We start from the raw sequence: 13,739 nt of genomic DNA, 5'->3' as shown, positions 1-13,739 counted from the left end.
CATGTCCGGAGCAACATCCGCCGTAGCGATCGGCGCCATGATCGCCGCCACTGCCTATTCCGCCTACTCGTCAGTGCAGGCCGGCAAACAAGCTCAACTCAACGCTGACGCCCAGGCAGAGCAAAGCCAGCTCGACGCCGACAACGCAGCCAGTGCGGCCAAGGTCCAGGCCGAGCGCATCCGCAAGGTTGCTCGCGCTCAGGCCGGGTCGGCCAATGCTGCCCTGGCCGCTTCGGGTGTCGAGGTGGGCGAGGGTAGCGCCGTCAACATCAACGAAGAGATCTACGGCAACGCCGAGGAAGATGCGGTGATGACCATTCTCAACGGCGAGAACGCCAAGAAGCGCGGCTACGTCGATGCCAGCAATACGTCCCTCTACGGCAACCAGCAGCGCGCCGCAGCCAACTCGCAGGCCGTTGGCAGCGTCTTGCAGGCCGGAGCTTCCTACGGCATGTGGAAGGCCAGTGCCGCGGGTAAGAACGGCACTACACCACAAGTTGGAGGTAACGGCTGATGGCTGTCATCCCAACCGGCCCGGGCGTCCGTGTCGCCCCCGAGGTCGTGCAGAACCGCGTCATCACGCCCGACCCAAGCATGCAATCCCGTGGCGCGCAGCAGATCGCTGGAACTGTGCAGCAGGCTGCGATGGGATTTCTTGAGCAGCAGCGCCGGGAGGATCAGGCCTTGGCGCGAGTGAAAGCCAGCAACTCGTTGCTCGACTATGAATCGAAACTGGATTTCGGCATCACAGATCTAGGAATGAAGCTGAAGACCCTGGAGCTACAGCCTGAGGAGGCCGGCAAAGCTTATGAGGAGTTCGTCAGCAAGCTGGACCCGATCAAGGTGCCAGGGCTCGATAACGCCGCCCAGGAAGAGGTCGGCATATCGATGAAAAAGCTCCAGATGCAGAAGCTGCAGCAGTTCCAAGGGCAGATCCAAGAGGCTCGTGTTGGTGTTGCAAAGTCCGAGCTCCGATCCCGATTCGATTCCCTTGAGAATGCTTCCGCCATGCCGGGCGCCGACCTCGCTAAGATCTTCAGTCGAGCGCAGGATGAGGGAATTCAGCAGGTTGGCCGGGCGGCCTGGGGTGTTGACGGCTGGGACAAAGAGATGCGGGCGTTCGAGCAATCGGCATATACCGCCAACGCCTTGGGGCGCATCCATCAAGCCGGCAACGACGTTGGCCAGCTGAAGCAGGTCCGCGCCGACATTGTGAACTGGCAGGGCGGCCCATACCAAGGCCTCACCGCCAAAGGGCGGGAGAAGTTGCTCGATACCATCAACCCGCTTCTGGATCGCAGTATTGGCGTTGCCGCCGGTCAGCAGGCCGTTGCCCAGGGCGAAGGGGGGAGTGGCGGGCTGTTCGCCTCAATGATCCAGGCTGAAAGCTCGGGCCAGCAGTTCGACGCGAGCGGAGCGCCGCTGACATCCAGCAAGGGCGCCGTGGGCGTAGCCCAGATCATGCCGGCCACCGGCCCCGAGGCAGCGCAGGCTGCCGGGCTGCCATGGGACGAAAAGCGTTTCCGTACCGATGCTGGCTACAACCGAGCCTTGGGAGAGGCCTACTTCAACAAGCTGGTGCAGTCGTTTGACGGCAACCAGACTTTGGCGGTGGCCGCCTACAACGCTGGGCCGGCGCGGGTCCAGGAGTGGATTGGGCGCTTCGGGGATCCGCGCAAAGGCGAGGTCACCGACGAGGAGTTCGCCCAGCGCATTCCGTTCCAGGAGACTCGCGACTACACCCGCAAGGTGATCGACCAGGCGGCGAAGCAGCAGGCCAAGCCAGAGTTCGGGCCAATCGCCCAAGCGATCGATGCTCGCACCGACCTCACCCCGGAGCAGAAGAAGATCGCAATCAGCGACGCCCGGCAGCGGTTTGACTGGCAGCAGGATCAGGAGAAGCAGAACTATGCAGCGCTCCAGAACGGGGCGTGGAGTACGGTGCTGGGCGGCGGCCAGTGGCAGGACATCGATTCAACCACCTGGGCCGGGCTCAAACCGAAGGACCGCAAAGAGCTGATGAACTACCGCCCGAACCAGCAGACCGATCCAGAGGCCTACATTCTCGCCCGCGACCTCGTCCTGAGCGGGAAGGAGGTGAACCTGCTGGATATGCGGGGCAAGTTCAGCAACTCGGATTTCACGCGCCTGGTTGATCTGCAGTTGAAGCGCCAGACCGGCAGCGAGGCGGCAACCGCCAGCATCAGCACTGGGCGCTCCATGTTCAACGACGCACTCAGGCTGGCCGGTATCGCGACCTCTCCCAGGCCCGGCAGTGATGACGCCAAGAAGAAAGCGGCGGCGGCCATGTTTGTGGACGATCAGATTCGAACGCTCGAGCAAGAGCAGGGGAAAAAGGCCACCCATGCGCAGGTGCAGCAGATCGTTGATGACGCCTTCATCAAGGGAGAGATCCTGGGCACCGGCAAGCTCTTCAACGACAAAGGTTATCGATTCGAGCTCAAGCCTGGGCAGCAGATGAAAATTCCCGATGGCGATCGTGCGCAGATAACTGCAGCCCTGAAGAAGGCGGGTATGCAAGTCAACGAAGCCAGCATTCGAGATCTCTACGAGAGAAGGTTCCAGCCATGAATCAGTACGACGAGATTCTTGCCGGAGAGAGCGCCGGCGGCGCATCACCAGCCAACCCATACGACAAATTGCTCCAGCGCGACAGCCAGGCGCCAAGCCCAAGGCTGGCGCTGAGCGTAACCGCCGACCGCAACCCGGACGAGCAGGCCAAGGTCCAACGCCTGGCCAGGATCACCGGACTGCCGGCGGACATGGTTTTGCGCAACCAGCATCAGGTTGAGCGCAAGGCCAAGCTTGACGCTGTCGACTATGACGCGCTGCTGGAGCAGGCTCCGGTGACGAGCCGATTCCTTGCCGACCCGGACAATGCCAGCGTGGCCCATGACGACATCGACGAGATGTCCAACGTGGAGACCGCATTCAACTCTTTCGTTCGGCAGTCCGGGGCGGACCAGTCGGCCAGTCCGCTGGACGCGATCAAGCGCGGCGCTTCCGGATTGGAGATTGCTGCGAAGGGTAGTCAGCTCCTGGCCGATCGTGCCCTGTCCTCCATTGGCAGCTTCCTGCTGAGCATCAACCCGCTGGTGCCTGACGCGCTGCCCGGCGCCGTTGATCGCGCCCTCGACGAGATTGACCAGGACAAGCAGCGTGAGCTGGTGTCCGCTGTCCAGGCATACAACGCCATGCCTCGCGATCAGCGCCTGGGGTTCGCAGCGCAGCTATACGACCAGGCCCGAGGCGAAGGCGAGGCAATGTTCAGCGCTACCGGGGAGGCCGGCATGTACGCGCTTCGCAACCCTGGGGCCCTCGGCAACGCCTTGGTCGAGATGATCCCCGGCCTGGTGGTTGGTGGTGGGCTCGGCGGCCTGGCAGCCGCCCCTGTGCGCGGCGCGGTCACTTCCCGGCTGACCGGTGCATTTGCCCAGCGCTGGGCGGAGAAAGCCATCACCGTGGGCGGTGTCAACCTGGGGGCGAGCGTGGCGGGTGGCGCCGGGCAGAATCTGGCTGAGGGCTACCGCAAGACTGGAGACCTCGACCAGAGCTATGCCTACAGCCTCAAGCGCACGCTTGCTGAGGGCGTGGTGAACGCATTGGGCGGAATGGCGCCCCTGCCTTTCGCCGGCCGTGGCCTTGCAGGCCGCTTCGGTAACTTCGCGACCGAAGGCGTGGCCCAAGGCGTTGGTGGTGCTGGCGGGGTGGCTGCTGGTGCTGCAGCAGTCGGCGAGGAGGCCTCTGGCGGCGAAATGCTGCTGAACGGTGTGATGGGGTTCGGTACCGCCCCAATTGATCTTGCTATCGCTGGTGTGAGTTCTGGTCGGCGCTTCTGGCAAGTCCAGGAGGACTTGGCCTCGATCCAGGCCCTTGGCGATATGGCCGAGGGCTCCAAGCTGTTCAAGCGCGCACCAGAGCGTGCCGAAGAGCTGATCAAGAGGCTGAAGGAACAGGCCGGAGGGTCGGTAAGCGAGATCCTGGTGCCGGCTGAGCAGTTCCAGCGTTACTTCCAAGACCAGAACCTTGACCCGGAACAGTTCGCGACCGCTGCGACCGGTAACGCTGACGCGCTGGGCGAGGCCCTGACGCTCGGAGGGGACATTTCGATCCCGCTGGAGAAGTGGGCGACCGTAATTGCTCGGGACGGGCACCACCGCGGACTGGAGCAGGACATCCGGGCTACCCCGGACGCCATGACTCTGCGCGAATTGGCAGAGTTTGAGAAGCGTGCGCCCGAGGCTCTGGAGCAGTTGCGCGAACGTGCCGAGCAGGATGCCGTCCAGGCAGGCGATCGCCAGGTGTTTGATGATGTTCGGGGGCAGTTGCTGGCCATCGGTCGAGATGCCCCTACCGCTGACCGCGAAGCGGCCTTGTACCAGTCGGCGTTCCGCAGCCTTGGCCAGCGGGCTGGCGTCGATCCGTTCGAGCTTTACAGCGGGTACGGCTTGCGCATTGGGCGAGATCTCCCGGCGGTGCTGCGCAGTGCCGCCAGCGCCGATGAACTGGACCTGCTGCTGGATAGGCTGCGTACCGGCGATATCCCCAGCGATACCCAGGCTTACGGTCCGTCGCTGATCGACTTCATTCTGGAGCGTGGCGGCATCAAGGATGATGGTGGCGAGCTCAAGGCCCGAGACGTGGACGTTGGCCGTCGGGGCAATCGTCGTCTCGGTCGCAAGAACGGACGCAGCCTGGACGATATGGCGCAGCAGGCGGCCGAGGCTGGCTACTTCGATCCCGCCAGCGTGGCTACACCTGAAATGCTGCTGGCGGGGCTGGACCGCGAACTGCGCGGGGATCGCCTGTCATCCTTCGCGAATCACGACGAAGCGCAAATCAACGCCCGGGGAATTCTCGACGAGCTGCAGCGCACCCTCGACCAGGCCGGCCTGGATATCCGAGAGCTGGACAATGCCGCCGCCCGCCGGGCTCTACTGGGGGAGGGTGGCGTGCGCTTTGATCAGGATCAGCCAGGGCCGCGTGGCTTTATCCAGTTCGGCGATGATCGCCGCTTCCAAATCAAGCTGACCGAGCGTTCGAACCTGTCCACGCTGCTGCATGAGTCGGGGCACTTCTATCTGGAGGTGCTTGGCGACCTGGCCGACCGCGTCGATGCGCCGGACCAGATCAGGCAGGACTACCAGACCCTGCTGGAGTGGTTCGGGGTAGGTGACCGTAAAGCAATTGGCACTGATCAGCATGAGCAGTTCGCGCGAGGGTTCGAGGCCTATCTGCGTGAGGGGAAGGCTCCAAGCGCCGCCTTGCAGTCGGCCTTCTCCCGCTTCCGGGCCTGGCTGGTGCACCTTTACCGCGATGCCTCTCGGCTGAATGTTCGCCTGAACGACGACGTGCGCCGTGTCTTCGACCGCCTACTGGCGACGGATGACGAGATCGCCCTGGCCGAGGCCCCTTACCGCACCCTGTTCGCCGACGCCAAAGCGGCCGGCATGAGCGATCGCGAATTTGAGGCTTATCGGTCGACCGCCGAAAAAGCCAACCAGACCGCCCAGGAGCGCTTGGCGGGCGAGATGCTGAGCGAACTGAGTCGCGAGCAAAAGAAGTGGTGGAAGGACGCCAAGGAAACAGTCCGCGAGCAAGTGGCTGCTGAGGTTGCGGCGCAGCCCGTGTACCGCGTTCAGGACTACCTGCGCAAAGGCGTGCAGACCGATGGGACCAAGGGTGACGCGGTGAAGCTGTCCCGCGATGACCTGGTGGAGCGATATGGCCAGCCCGTAGTTTCGCGCCTGCGCGGCATGACCGCAAAGGACGGGGTCAACCCAGACCTGGTGGCCGAGCAATTCGGTTTCGGCTCTGGCGAGGAAATGGTCCAGGCGCTGGTCGGTGCCCGTGACCGGCGGGACTTGATCAGTGCCGAGACCGATGCGCGCATGCGTGCGGAGTACGGTGACCTGCTGAACGACGGCAGCCTTGCCGACCGCGCCCTGGAGGCGGTCCACAACGAGGAGCGCGCCCAGGTACTTCGGGAAGAACTACGCGCTATCGACCGGTTGCGCCGGCAGGTCGATCGCGTGCAGCGAGCCAAAGCCAGCGAACAACGGGATGCCCGCGCCGAGGCCTCTGCCTCCATCCCCCCGCTGGAGACCGTTCGAAGCGTTGCCCGCCAGGTGATCGCCGACAAGGTGGTGCGCGAGATCCAGCCCCACCTGTACCTGAACGCTGAACGCAAGGCCAATCGGGAGTCCTTCGACCTGGCTGCTGCTGGTCGCTGGCAGGAGGCCGCCGAGGCCAAGCAGCGCGAACTGCTCAACCACTACCTCTACCGCGAGGCCAACGCCGCCCGGAAGGAAGAGGAGCGGATCTACGCCTACATGCGGCGATTCGAAAAGCCCAGCACCCGCGAGCGCCTGGGTAAGGCGGGCGCAGACTACCTAGAGCAGGTTGAGGCGCTGCTCGATCAGTACGAGTTTCGCCGAGTGTCTGGTCCGCAGATCCAGCGCCGCCGCAGTCTGGCGCAGTTCGTTGCCCAGCAGGAGGCCGCCGGCAATATCGTGGCGGTCCCACAGAAGCTCATCGACCAGGCTGCCCAGATCAACTATCGCGACCTCACCTTCGAGGAGCTTTCCGGCCTGCGCGATGCAGTGTCCAACATCGAGCATTGGGCGCGCCTCAAGAACAAGCTGCTCAACCGCAAGGACAAGCGGGACTACGAACAGGCCCGTGCCGATCTGATCGCCGCTGCCAAGGCCAATGTCCCCAAGGGAGCCCGCCAGGCTCCGGTATCGGAAAGCAGCGCAACCCGGATTGATACCGCGCTGAATGCCCTGTCGGGCATTGATGCCTCGCTCACCCGAATGGAGAACGTCATCAACAGGCTGGACGGTCGCAACACCAGCGGCCCCTGGCACCAGCTGGTGTGGAACCCGCTGGCCGAGGCCCAGGCGAACGAGCGCAATCTGTTCAACTCCGGGGTCCGGAGCATCATCGAAACGTTCGCCAACATGAAGGCTGAGCGGCTGAATGATCGCTTCCACATTCAAGCCCTGGGCAAGTCCTTTAATCGCCGGGAACTGCTGATGTATGCCCTGAACACCGGCAACGCATCGAACCGCGAGAAGCTGCTCAAGGGCATGTTCATGGGCAAGCCAGAGGCCAACGAGGCGGCCCTGGCGGAAATGCTCGGCAAGCTGGATCGCCAGGACTGGGAGCTGGTGCAGTCGGTATGGGATTCCTTCGATAACCTCTGGCCGGATATCGCGGCGATGTACAAGCGGCTGTCGGGTGTCGAGCCTCCGCGCATCGAGGCCACGCCGATCAAGACCGCGTCTGGCGATTTCCGTGGCGGCTACTTCCCGATCATCTACGACCGCAAGCGCCCAGGCGCTCCACCAGCAGCGGTCGGGGGCGAGCTGTTCAACGAGGGATTCGAGGGCGCTCTGCCGTCGAACGGCTTCACCAACCAGCGCGACCAGGGTGTGTCCGGCCCGCTCCTGCTCGATCTCAGCGCGGTACCGCAACGGCTGGCGCAGCACATCCACGACCTGACGCACCGTGAGGCGCTACAAGATGCTCACCGCCTGACGAAGGACCCTCAAATCAGGGCGGTGCTGATCAGGCGCCTGGGTGCGCGGGGGGCGGACGCCTTCCTGCCATGGCTCAAGGCGATCGCCAATGATCGCAACCCGCCAGAGACCGGCAACTTCAACCAGTTCCTGGATGCCGCCAGGACCAACACCTCGATTGTTGGTCTTGGCCTGTCGCTGTCGTCGCTGATGGCGCAGATGGGAGGTCTGATTCCCGGGATGCTGTACGTTCGCCCAAAAGCCATCGCGGGCGCTTTGCTGGAGGGGTTGCGGTCCCCAACTGAAACCTACCGAATGATCACCGATGCGTCGCCGGCCATGCGCCTGCGCTGGGATACCGAGGATGGCCGCCTGCAGTCGCGCGTCAACGAACTAGTTGGGCGCAGCGTCTACTATCGCAAGCGGCAGGATGTGGTCCGCTTCGCCTTCAACCTGTTCGGCTACATTGACCGGGGGATCTCCGGGGCAATCTGGCTGGGCGCCTACCGCGAGGCATTGGCCGCAGGGAAGGCCGCCGACCAGGCAGTTCTGGATGGTGATAAGGCGGTGAGGCAATCCCAGGGCGCGACCGGAGCGATGGATATCGCCGCAATCCAGCGCAAGGACCAGGGTGCCGCCATGCGGCTGCTGACGATGTTCTACACCCCTTTCAGTGCCTACTACAACCAGAACCGGGATCTCGCCTTTGAGGCAAAGCAGGGCGCCCGCACGGTAGCTGGTGCTGCCGCATCCATGCTGGCGCTGGCGTTCTTCCAGGGCGTGGTCGGAGACCTGCTCACTGGCAGGGGGGCTGACGAGGATGAAAGTACCGCGGCCTGGATGGCCAAGAGCACTCTGGGCTTCTCCGTTTCCGCGTTCCCGGTGTTGCGGGACACCATCGGCGCGGCGCTGAGCGGGCATCCCGGCTCGATGTCGCCGGCTTGGCAAGCCATCAACTCCGGACGGCAACTAGCGTCGGCGGTATCTGGAGCTGCAACTGGTGACAAAGAGCCTGGCGCGGTGTTGAAATCGGCGATCAATGCGGCTGGGTATCTGCTTGGGATTCCGATTAAGCCGATCACAAAGCAGGGGGCGTATTTGTGGAACCTGGCCGAGGGCGAGGAAGATCCAGAGAGCGCTGCCGAACTGTGGAAGGGGCTACTCACTGGCAAAGGGAAATGATGACCATGCAAAAAATCACCATATTGTTGAATCTGGGCCAGTTGGCTTTCTTGGGGTTTATGCTGCTGGAGAAGGGTATGCCGTCTGCGGATGACGGGGATTTCTGGATATTTATCCTACTTACGGCGGTCCCAGCGGTATCAATCATCGCACTCATCAGGGGGCGTTACCGGGAGGGGGCGCCGAAAAGCTTGCTGGCACTCTATTTTTTGCGCCGCCGGCTTGAGGAAGAGCGGCGGATTGCCGAATTGAAGAGCTGACGCCTGTACTACCCTGGCCAACGTGATCAGTGCCGTGTGAGCGGCTGGTGACCAAGCGCATACAGCTGGTAATTAGTCACCGCCTGGAGCGCTGACTCGGCCAGCTGGCGCAGGCGCTCCACCTCTTCGGTCGGGGCGCAAGCGTCTTTGGCCTCATGGTAAAGCCGCATCGCGCTGACTGCCTCCTGCAAAAGAGGTTCGCACTCGGAAAAAGTGACACTGGGTACCTGCTTCGTCATGCGTCAGGGACTCTAAAAATAGGATCCAATTGTCTTGCGCCAGATCCTACGGTAGCATCGCGCACCCCTAAGCGATAGCAGTTTGACACCCCGTCTATGCCCGCCTTGGCGGAAGTCATGAAATTTTTGTGCAAATTCGCCTAGGAGTGGACTTACCATTATGGTAAACACTAGAATCCTCAGCCGCCACCAGGGTGCGCTACCCAGCGGTGAGGGCCGCTTGATCCAGCGCGAGCCATTATATGACGCAATGGAGGTCATTAAGCTTGCGCAGAGCGCCGAATCGGATGATGTCCTACTCTGGACCAAAAAATGCGTTGCGGACGCAGAGAAGCTTGGCCTCAAACCGCTGTCCGTTGCAGCCCTGATCAAGGAAGCGGTTATCCATGGAAAGTACCTGCAGTCCGAGTGGTGTCAAGGCCGATCAGAGGGCCCTTGGGCGGCCTGCGACGCGTACACCATTACCAGAATGGAGACGATTGAGGCGCTTCATCAGGAACTGTCGGTCACCTACTACGTCAAATTCTGTATCGGCGTTACTGGAAAACTCATGATTGTCGCCTCTTGCCACCTAGAACAACCCCGGAGAAATCGATGACTCAGCACCTTTGCTTATGCCCTTTGTGTGGCGAAGGTTCGGTTCATGAAAAGAGATTTAATGAACCTTTCGAGTACAAAGGTAAAACTATTACAGTCTCCCTGCATTGCAAGGAATGCGATGTTTGTGGGTCCGAGTTTGCAGACTCCGCGATTTCCAAAAAAAACCATCGTGTCGTCAATTCCGCGAAAAAACGAGTCGACGAACTGCTGAGCGGAGACTCTGTTGAAAGACTCCGGAAAAAGTGGCGTATAACGCAGGCAGAGGCAGGTAATATTTTTGGTGGCGGACCAATAGCATTCAGCAAATATGAGTCGGATGATGTGGTGCAGTCCGAAGCAATGGATAAACTTCTGAGAGTTGCCGATGCAGTCCCTGAGGCGAGAGATTGGCTCTTTAGTTACGCGGGAGTAGGGTGCGCTACGCCGCATGTCACTGCGCAGATATCTACGCATATGCTCTCGGGTGGGAGCTTAATAAGCCCTGATAGAGCGCCTCATAAAGCAGTATTGGTTGCTTGTTCTAAAGGGACTTACTCGGGTCCGGATTTTTTAGAGTATGTTGCCAGCTTGCCGGAAGTTGAAATGTTTATACCTAAGGGTATGGTGCATCGATTTGACGAACAATCAAATCAAAATAATTTGCATTTAGGCAAGGCTGTGTTGGTCGAGCCAACCGTCCGTCGATATAAAGACGAAGAAAATCAACATTATTTGCACAAGCCAACGTACAGCGAGCAAGACTATGAGCTCTACAGTGTCTGAGAAAGCACCAAGTATCGAGTTTCATGATATATACATGGCCAGCGGTATGGCTCAGGTTTCTGAGGGCTTTAACCCGAAATTTACCGAGAGGCTATCTGACCTTCATGTCGAGTCCTTGGAGTTTATTGACCGCTCTGAAAGATATCGAGATGAGGAAGATAGTGCTGGGTTGTTCCGGGTTTTTGTCAGTTTTGGTGCTCGCTGGGCTTCCGAGGAAGCGCCAGGAGAGGACGGAGACGCCATTGACGAATCTGAAGAGGATGATGGGCGGATACTTGCCAAAGTCGAGGGTTGTTTTGTTGTTGAGTACTTTGTTTCTGATGGTGTGAGTCAGGAATTTCTTGATGATTACGCTCTTCAATATTCAATTTCCCATGCATTCCCTTACTGGCGTGATTATCTTTTTCAACAGTGCGTTAAGATTCGCTTGAGTTCAGTTAGGATGCCCAAGCGAACCTTCTTGCCAAACATCATATTCAAGGAATGATTTTTTGTGGGCTACTTCTACATTTTTTGAGTGCCCATTGTTTCAGTAAGTTTAAGTTGTCGGGAAACCGACACCCCCTCCCAGCAAAACTCTGTCCATCGCTGCCTGAAGGGCGGCGGTGGCAGGCTAGGGTCGCTCCCAAAAGCGAACGCGCACCGTGCTCCCAGCGTTCGGCCTGCCTTCCCTCCGCCGGGAGCAGGTGCACGAAATGCCCAAGATCACTGCAGAGCGCTTACGCGAACTCCTACATTACGATCCCGAGACGGGGGCCTTCACCAACATCGCGCCGCGCAAAAAGGTGGTCGTCGGCACCTTGGCCGGCTCCCTCGACGCCGGCACCGGCTACTGGATGATCGGCGTTGACCGTTGCCATTACTACGCCCACCGTTTGGCCTGGCTGTACATGACTGGCGAGTGGCCGGCGCAACTGATCGACCATCTGGACGGCAACAGGACGAACAATGCGTTCTCCAATCTGCGCGATGCTGAGCGCGCTATCAACCAGCAGAACATGCGCCGGGCCATGCCGGGCACCGCCAGCGGGCTGCTTGGGGCCTTCAAAAAGCGTAACCGATGGGAATCCAGGGTGCGCGCTTTCGGCCAGGTGATCCGCCTGGGAACTTTCGATACGCCAGAAGAAGCGCATGCCGCGTACCTCCAGGCCAAACGCAAATACCAGCCCGGCTGCACCATCTAGGAGATCGCCATGACGCCTGGACAGAAGCAGCGCCTGGAGACACTGCGCAACGACCTGCTGGACGCTGCTGTGATCGATGCCGACCCGCGTCGTTGGGTCGGCGCTGGCAAGGCCCCGGTCGACATGACACAGAAAGAGAGGGGTGACGCTTACTGGTGCCGCAAGATGGCGGCAGCCACGGTCTCCCTGCTGACCAGGGTGAATAACATCGTGAGCACCCACAGCGTGCCGAGCGCCGGGACCCCAAAAGACGAAGGCGAACTGGATGGCGAGCTGGCGGCCGCCGAGCGCGAGGCGGCGGCGATCATCGAGCGGATGCAGCGCAGCAATGCCCAATGACCAGGAGAAGAAGGTAAGCCTGCTGGTCTTCTTCCTGATATGGGCGAGGCGGATGCGGTGGGAGGTGCCGGATATCCATGTCCGGGCACTGATCTGGCTGGAGGGCAAGGGCTCTCTGGCCGTTTTGCGTTGCTTCCGGGGCTTCGGGAAGTCCACCATTTTGGCTATTTACAACGCCTGGCGGTATTACCGCGACCCAAGGTTCCGGATCCTGCACCAGTCCGAGGCTGACAACACAGCCTACAAGACCAGCCGCGACACGCAGAACGTCATCCGCAACCATCCTCTTACGCGGCACCTGCTGCCACCCAACCAGGGCACGGTAGAGCAGTGGTGGGTGGAGGGCGCTGCCGACTTCCGGAACGCATCGATGTTCGCCAAGGGCATCCTCTCCAACGTCACCTCGGCCCGCGCCGACGAATGCCAGAACGATGACGTCGAGGTGCCCAGGAACATTGCCACCCCTGAGGCCCGGGAGAAGCTTCGCTACCGCCTTGGGGAGCAGACCCACATCCTGGTGCCCGGCGGCAGCAAGCTGTACGTCGGCACCCCTCACACCCACGACAGCCTGTATGACGAGGTGGAAGCCATGGGCGCCGACTGCCTGACCATCCGCATGTTCGCCAAAGAGTATCGGGTCGAGCACGCCACCAGCCTTTCCTACCAAGTGCCGTTCAAGCCCGACGTGGTGTTCTCCGGCATCGGTAAGCATGCCCGCGTGCTGGCGGAGGGTAAGGACTACCGCATCACCTACGGCGGCGTCGAGTTCACTGAGGCGCCCGGAACGCTGATCGACTTCTATGCCGAGAGCGCATGGCCGAATCGGTTTGATATGGCCGAACTGGAGCGCCGCCGCCGGGAAACCCGCACCATCAACGAATGGGACAGCCAGTACCAGCTGCACAGCAAGCCGGTCACCGAGGTGCGTCTCGACCCGGCCCGCATGATCCCGTACGACGCCGAGCCCGAAATCCGCTACGCCAACGGCGCCTGTGCCATGTTCCTGGGCGGCGTGCAGATCGTGGGCGCCGCGGCGTACTGGGACTGCTCCCTGGGCAAGGTGAAGTCGGACGCTTCGGCCTTCTCGCTGATCCTCACCGACGAGCGCGGCCAGCTGTATTGGCAGGTGTGCGAAGGATTGGAAGGCGAGCTGGCCACCTTCGACGAGCGCACAAGCAAGATCACCGGCGGCCAAGTGCAGCGGGTGCGTGACCTGGTCATCAAGTACCAGATCCCCAGGGTGGTGGTGGAAACCAACGGCCCGGGTGGGTTCGTGCCGACGATCTTGCGCCAGGCATTGAAGGGTACCGGCTGCGGGGTAGGGGAGGAGCACAGCAGCACCAACAAGAACAAGCGAATCCTGGATGGCTTGGAGTCGCCGCTGTCGGCCAGATTCCTGTGGGCCCACGTCAACGTGCTGCGCGGTCCTCTGTGGGACCAGATGCGCGACTTCAACCCGGCGGTCAAGGACCAGGAAGACGACTACCTCGACTCCGGTGCCGGCGCCGTCGCCCAAACCCCCGTGCGCATTGGCCGGATAGTCGGGAAACCGACAGAGGCCCGGCAGGACCATTGGCGCACCAATGCGGGCGTGCACGACGTGGAAGTCGACTACTAGCCCGCTAGCAC

General features: G+C 61.3%; 10 protein-coding genes. All 10 read left to right on the top strand.

What is annotated here, in order from left to right:
* Position 1 precedes the first annotated feature (1 nt).
* On the top strand, positions 2-514 hold the full coding sequence (locus AC2CQI_RS11155) for a hypothetical protein (RefSeq protein WP_484580180.1): 513 nt from the start codon (positions 2-4) through the stop codon (positions 512-514).
* A complete protein-coding gene (locus tag AC2CQI_RS11150; RefSeq protein ID WP_484580179.1) occupies positions 514-2,592 on the top strand; it encodes a transglycosylase SLT domain-containing protein in 2,079 nt (692 codons plus the stop codon). Before AC2CQI_RS11155 ends, AC2CQI_RS11150 begins: the two co-directional genes overlap by 1 nt.
* Positions 2,589-8,726, top strand: a complete 6,138-nt coding sequence (locus AC2CQI_RS11145; protein WP_484580178.1) for a hypothetical protein — start codon at positions 2,589-2,591, stop codon at positions 8,724-8,726. The genes AC2CQI_RS11150 and AC2CQI_RS11145 overlap by 4 nt, the downstream gene beginning before the upstream one ends.
* Positions 8,727-8,731: 5 nt before the next feature.
* A complete protein-coding gene (locus tag AC2CQI_RS11140; protein WP_484580177.1) occupies positions 8,732-8,986 on the top strand; it encodes a hypothetical protein in 255 nt (84 codons plus the stop codon).
* Between the two features lie 459 nt (positions 8,987-9,445).
* Entirely contained in the window at positions 9,446-9,823 is a 378-nt protein-coding gene (locus AC2CQI_RS11135; protein WP_484580176.1) for a hypothetical protein, read from the top strand.
* Positions 9,820-10,587, top strand: a complete 768-nt coding sequence (locus AC2CQI_RS11130; protein WP_484580175.1) for a type II toxin-antitoxin system MqsA family antitoxin — start codon at positions 9,820-9,822, stop codon at positions 10,585-10,587. The genes AC2CQI_RS11135 and AC2CQI_RS11130 overlap by 4 nt, the downstream gene beginning before the upstream one ends.
* Positions 10,580-11,074, top strand: coding sequence for a hypothetical protein (locus tag AC2CQI_RS11125; RefSeq protein ID WP_484580689.1), 495 nt, complete (start codon positions 10,580-10,582; stop codon positions 11,072-11,074). The genes AC2CQI_RS11130 and AC2CQI_RS11125 overlap by 8 nt, the downstream gene beginning before the upstream one ends.
* A gap of 208 nt (positions 11,075-11,282) precedes the next feature.
* The gene (locus AC2CQI_RS11120; protein WP_484580174.1) at positions 11,283-11,771 is read left to right on the top strand and encodes an HNH endonuclease; all 489 of its coding nucleotides are present in this window, start codon (positions 11,283-11,285) and stop codon (positions 11,769-11,771) included.
* Between the two features lie 9 nt (positions 11,772-11,780).
* The gene (locus AC2CQI_RS11115; RefSeq protein WP_484580173.1) at positions 11,781-12,110 is read left to right on the top strand and encodes a hypothetical protein; all 330 of its coding nucleotides are present in this window, start codon (positions 11,781-11,783) and stop codon (positions 12,108-12,110) included.
* On the top strand, positions 12,037-13,728 hold the full coding sequence (gene terL, locus AC2CQI_RS11110; RefSeq protein ID WP_484580172.1) for a phage terminase large subunit: 1,692 nt from the start codon (positions 12,037-12,039) through the stop codon (positions 13,726-13,728). The genes AC2CQI_RS11115 and terL overlap by 74 nt, the downstream gene beginning before the upstream one ends.
* Positions 13,729-13,739 lie beyond the last annotated feature (11 nt).

The sequence above is a fragment of the Pseudomonas sp. P2S-1 genome, assembly GCF_057197725.1.
The sequence above is the reverse complement of the archived record's forward strand: the minus strand, read 5'-3'. Positions and strand labels throughout refer to the sequence as shown.

Bases quoted from the DNA above. Each gene is read 5' to 3' on its own strand.
- AC2CQI_RS11130 (WP_484580175.1), top strand. From the start codon at position 9,820: ATGACTCAGCACCTTTGCTTATGCCCTTTGTGTGGCGAAGGTTCGGTT.
- AC2CQI_RS11115 (WP_484580173.1), top strand. From the start codon at position 11,781: ATGACGCCTGGACAGAAGCAGCGCCTGGAGACACTGCGCAACGACCTG.
- AC2CQI_RS11150 (WP_484580179.1), top strand. From the start codon at position 514: ATGGCTGTCATCCCAACCGGCCCGGGCGTCCGTGTCGCCCCCGAGGTC.
- AC2CQI_RS11120 (WP_484580174.1), top strand. From the start codon at position 11,283: ATGCCCAAGATCACTGCAGAGCGCTTACGCGAACTCCTACATTACGAT.
- AC2CQI_RS11140 (WP_484580177.1), top strand. From the start codon at position 8,732: ATGCAAAAAATCACCATATTGTTGAATCTGGGCCAGTTGGCTTTCTTG.
- AC2CQI_RS11145 (WP_484580178.1), top strand. From the start codon at position 2,589: ATGAATCAGTACGACGAGATTCTTGCCGGAGAGAGCGCCGGCGGCGCA.
- terL (WP_484580172.1), top strand. From the start codon at position 12,037: ATGGCGAGCTGGCGGCCGCCGAGCGCGAGGCGGCGGCGATCATCGAGC.
- AC2CQI_RS11155 (WP_484580180.1), top strand. From the start codon at position 2: ATGTCCGGAGCAACATCCGCCGTAGCGATCGGCGCCATGATCGCCGCC.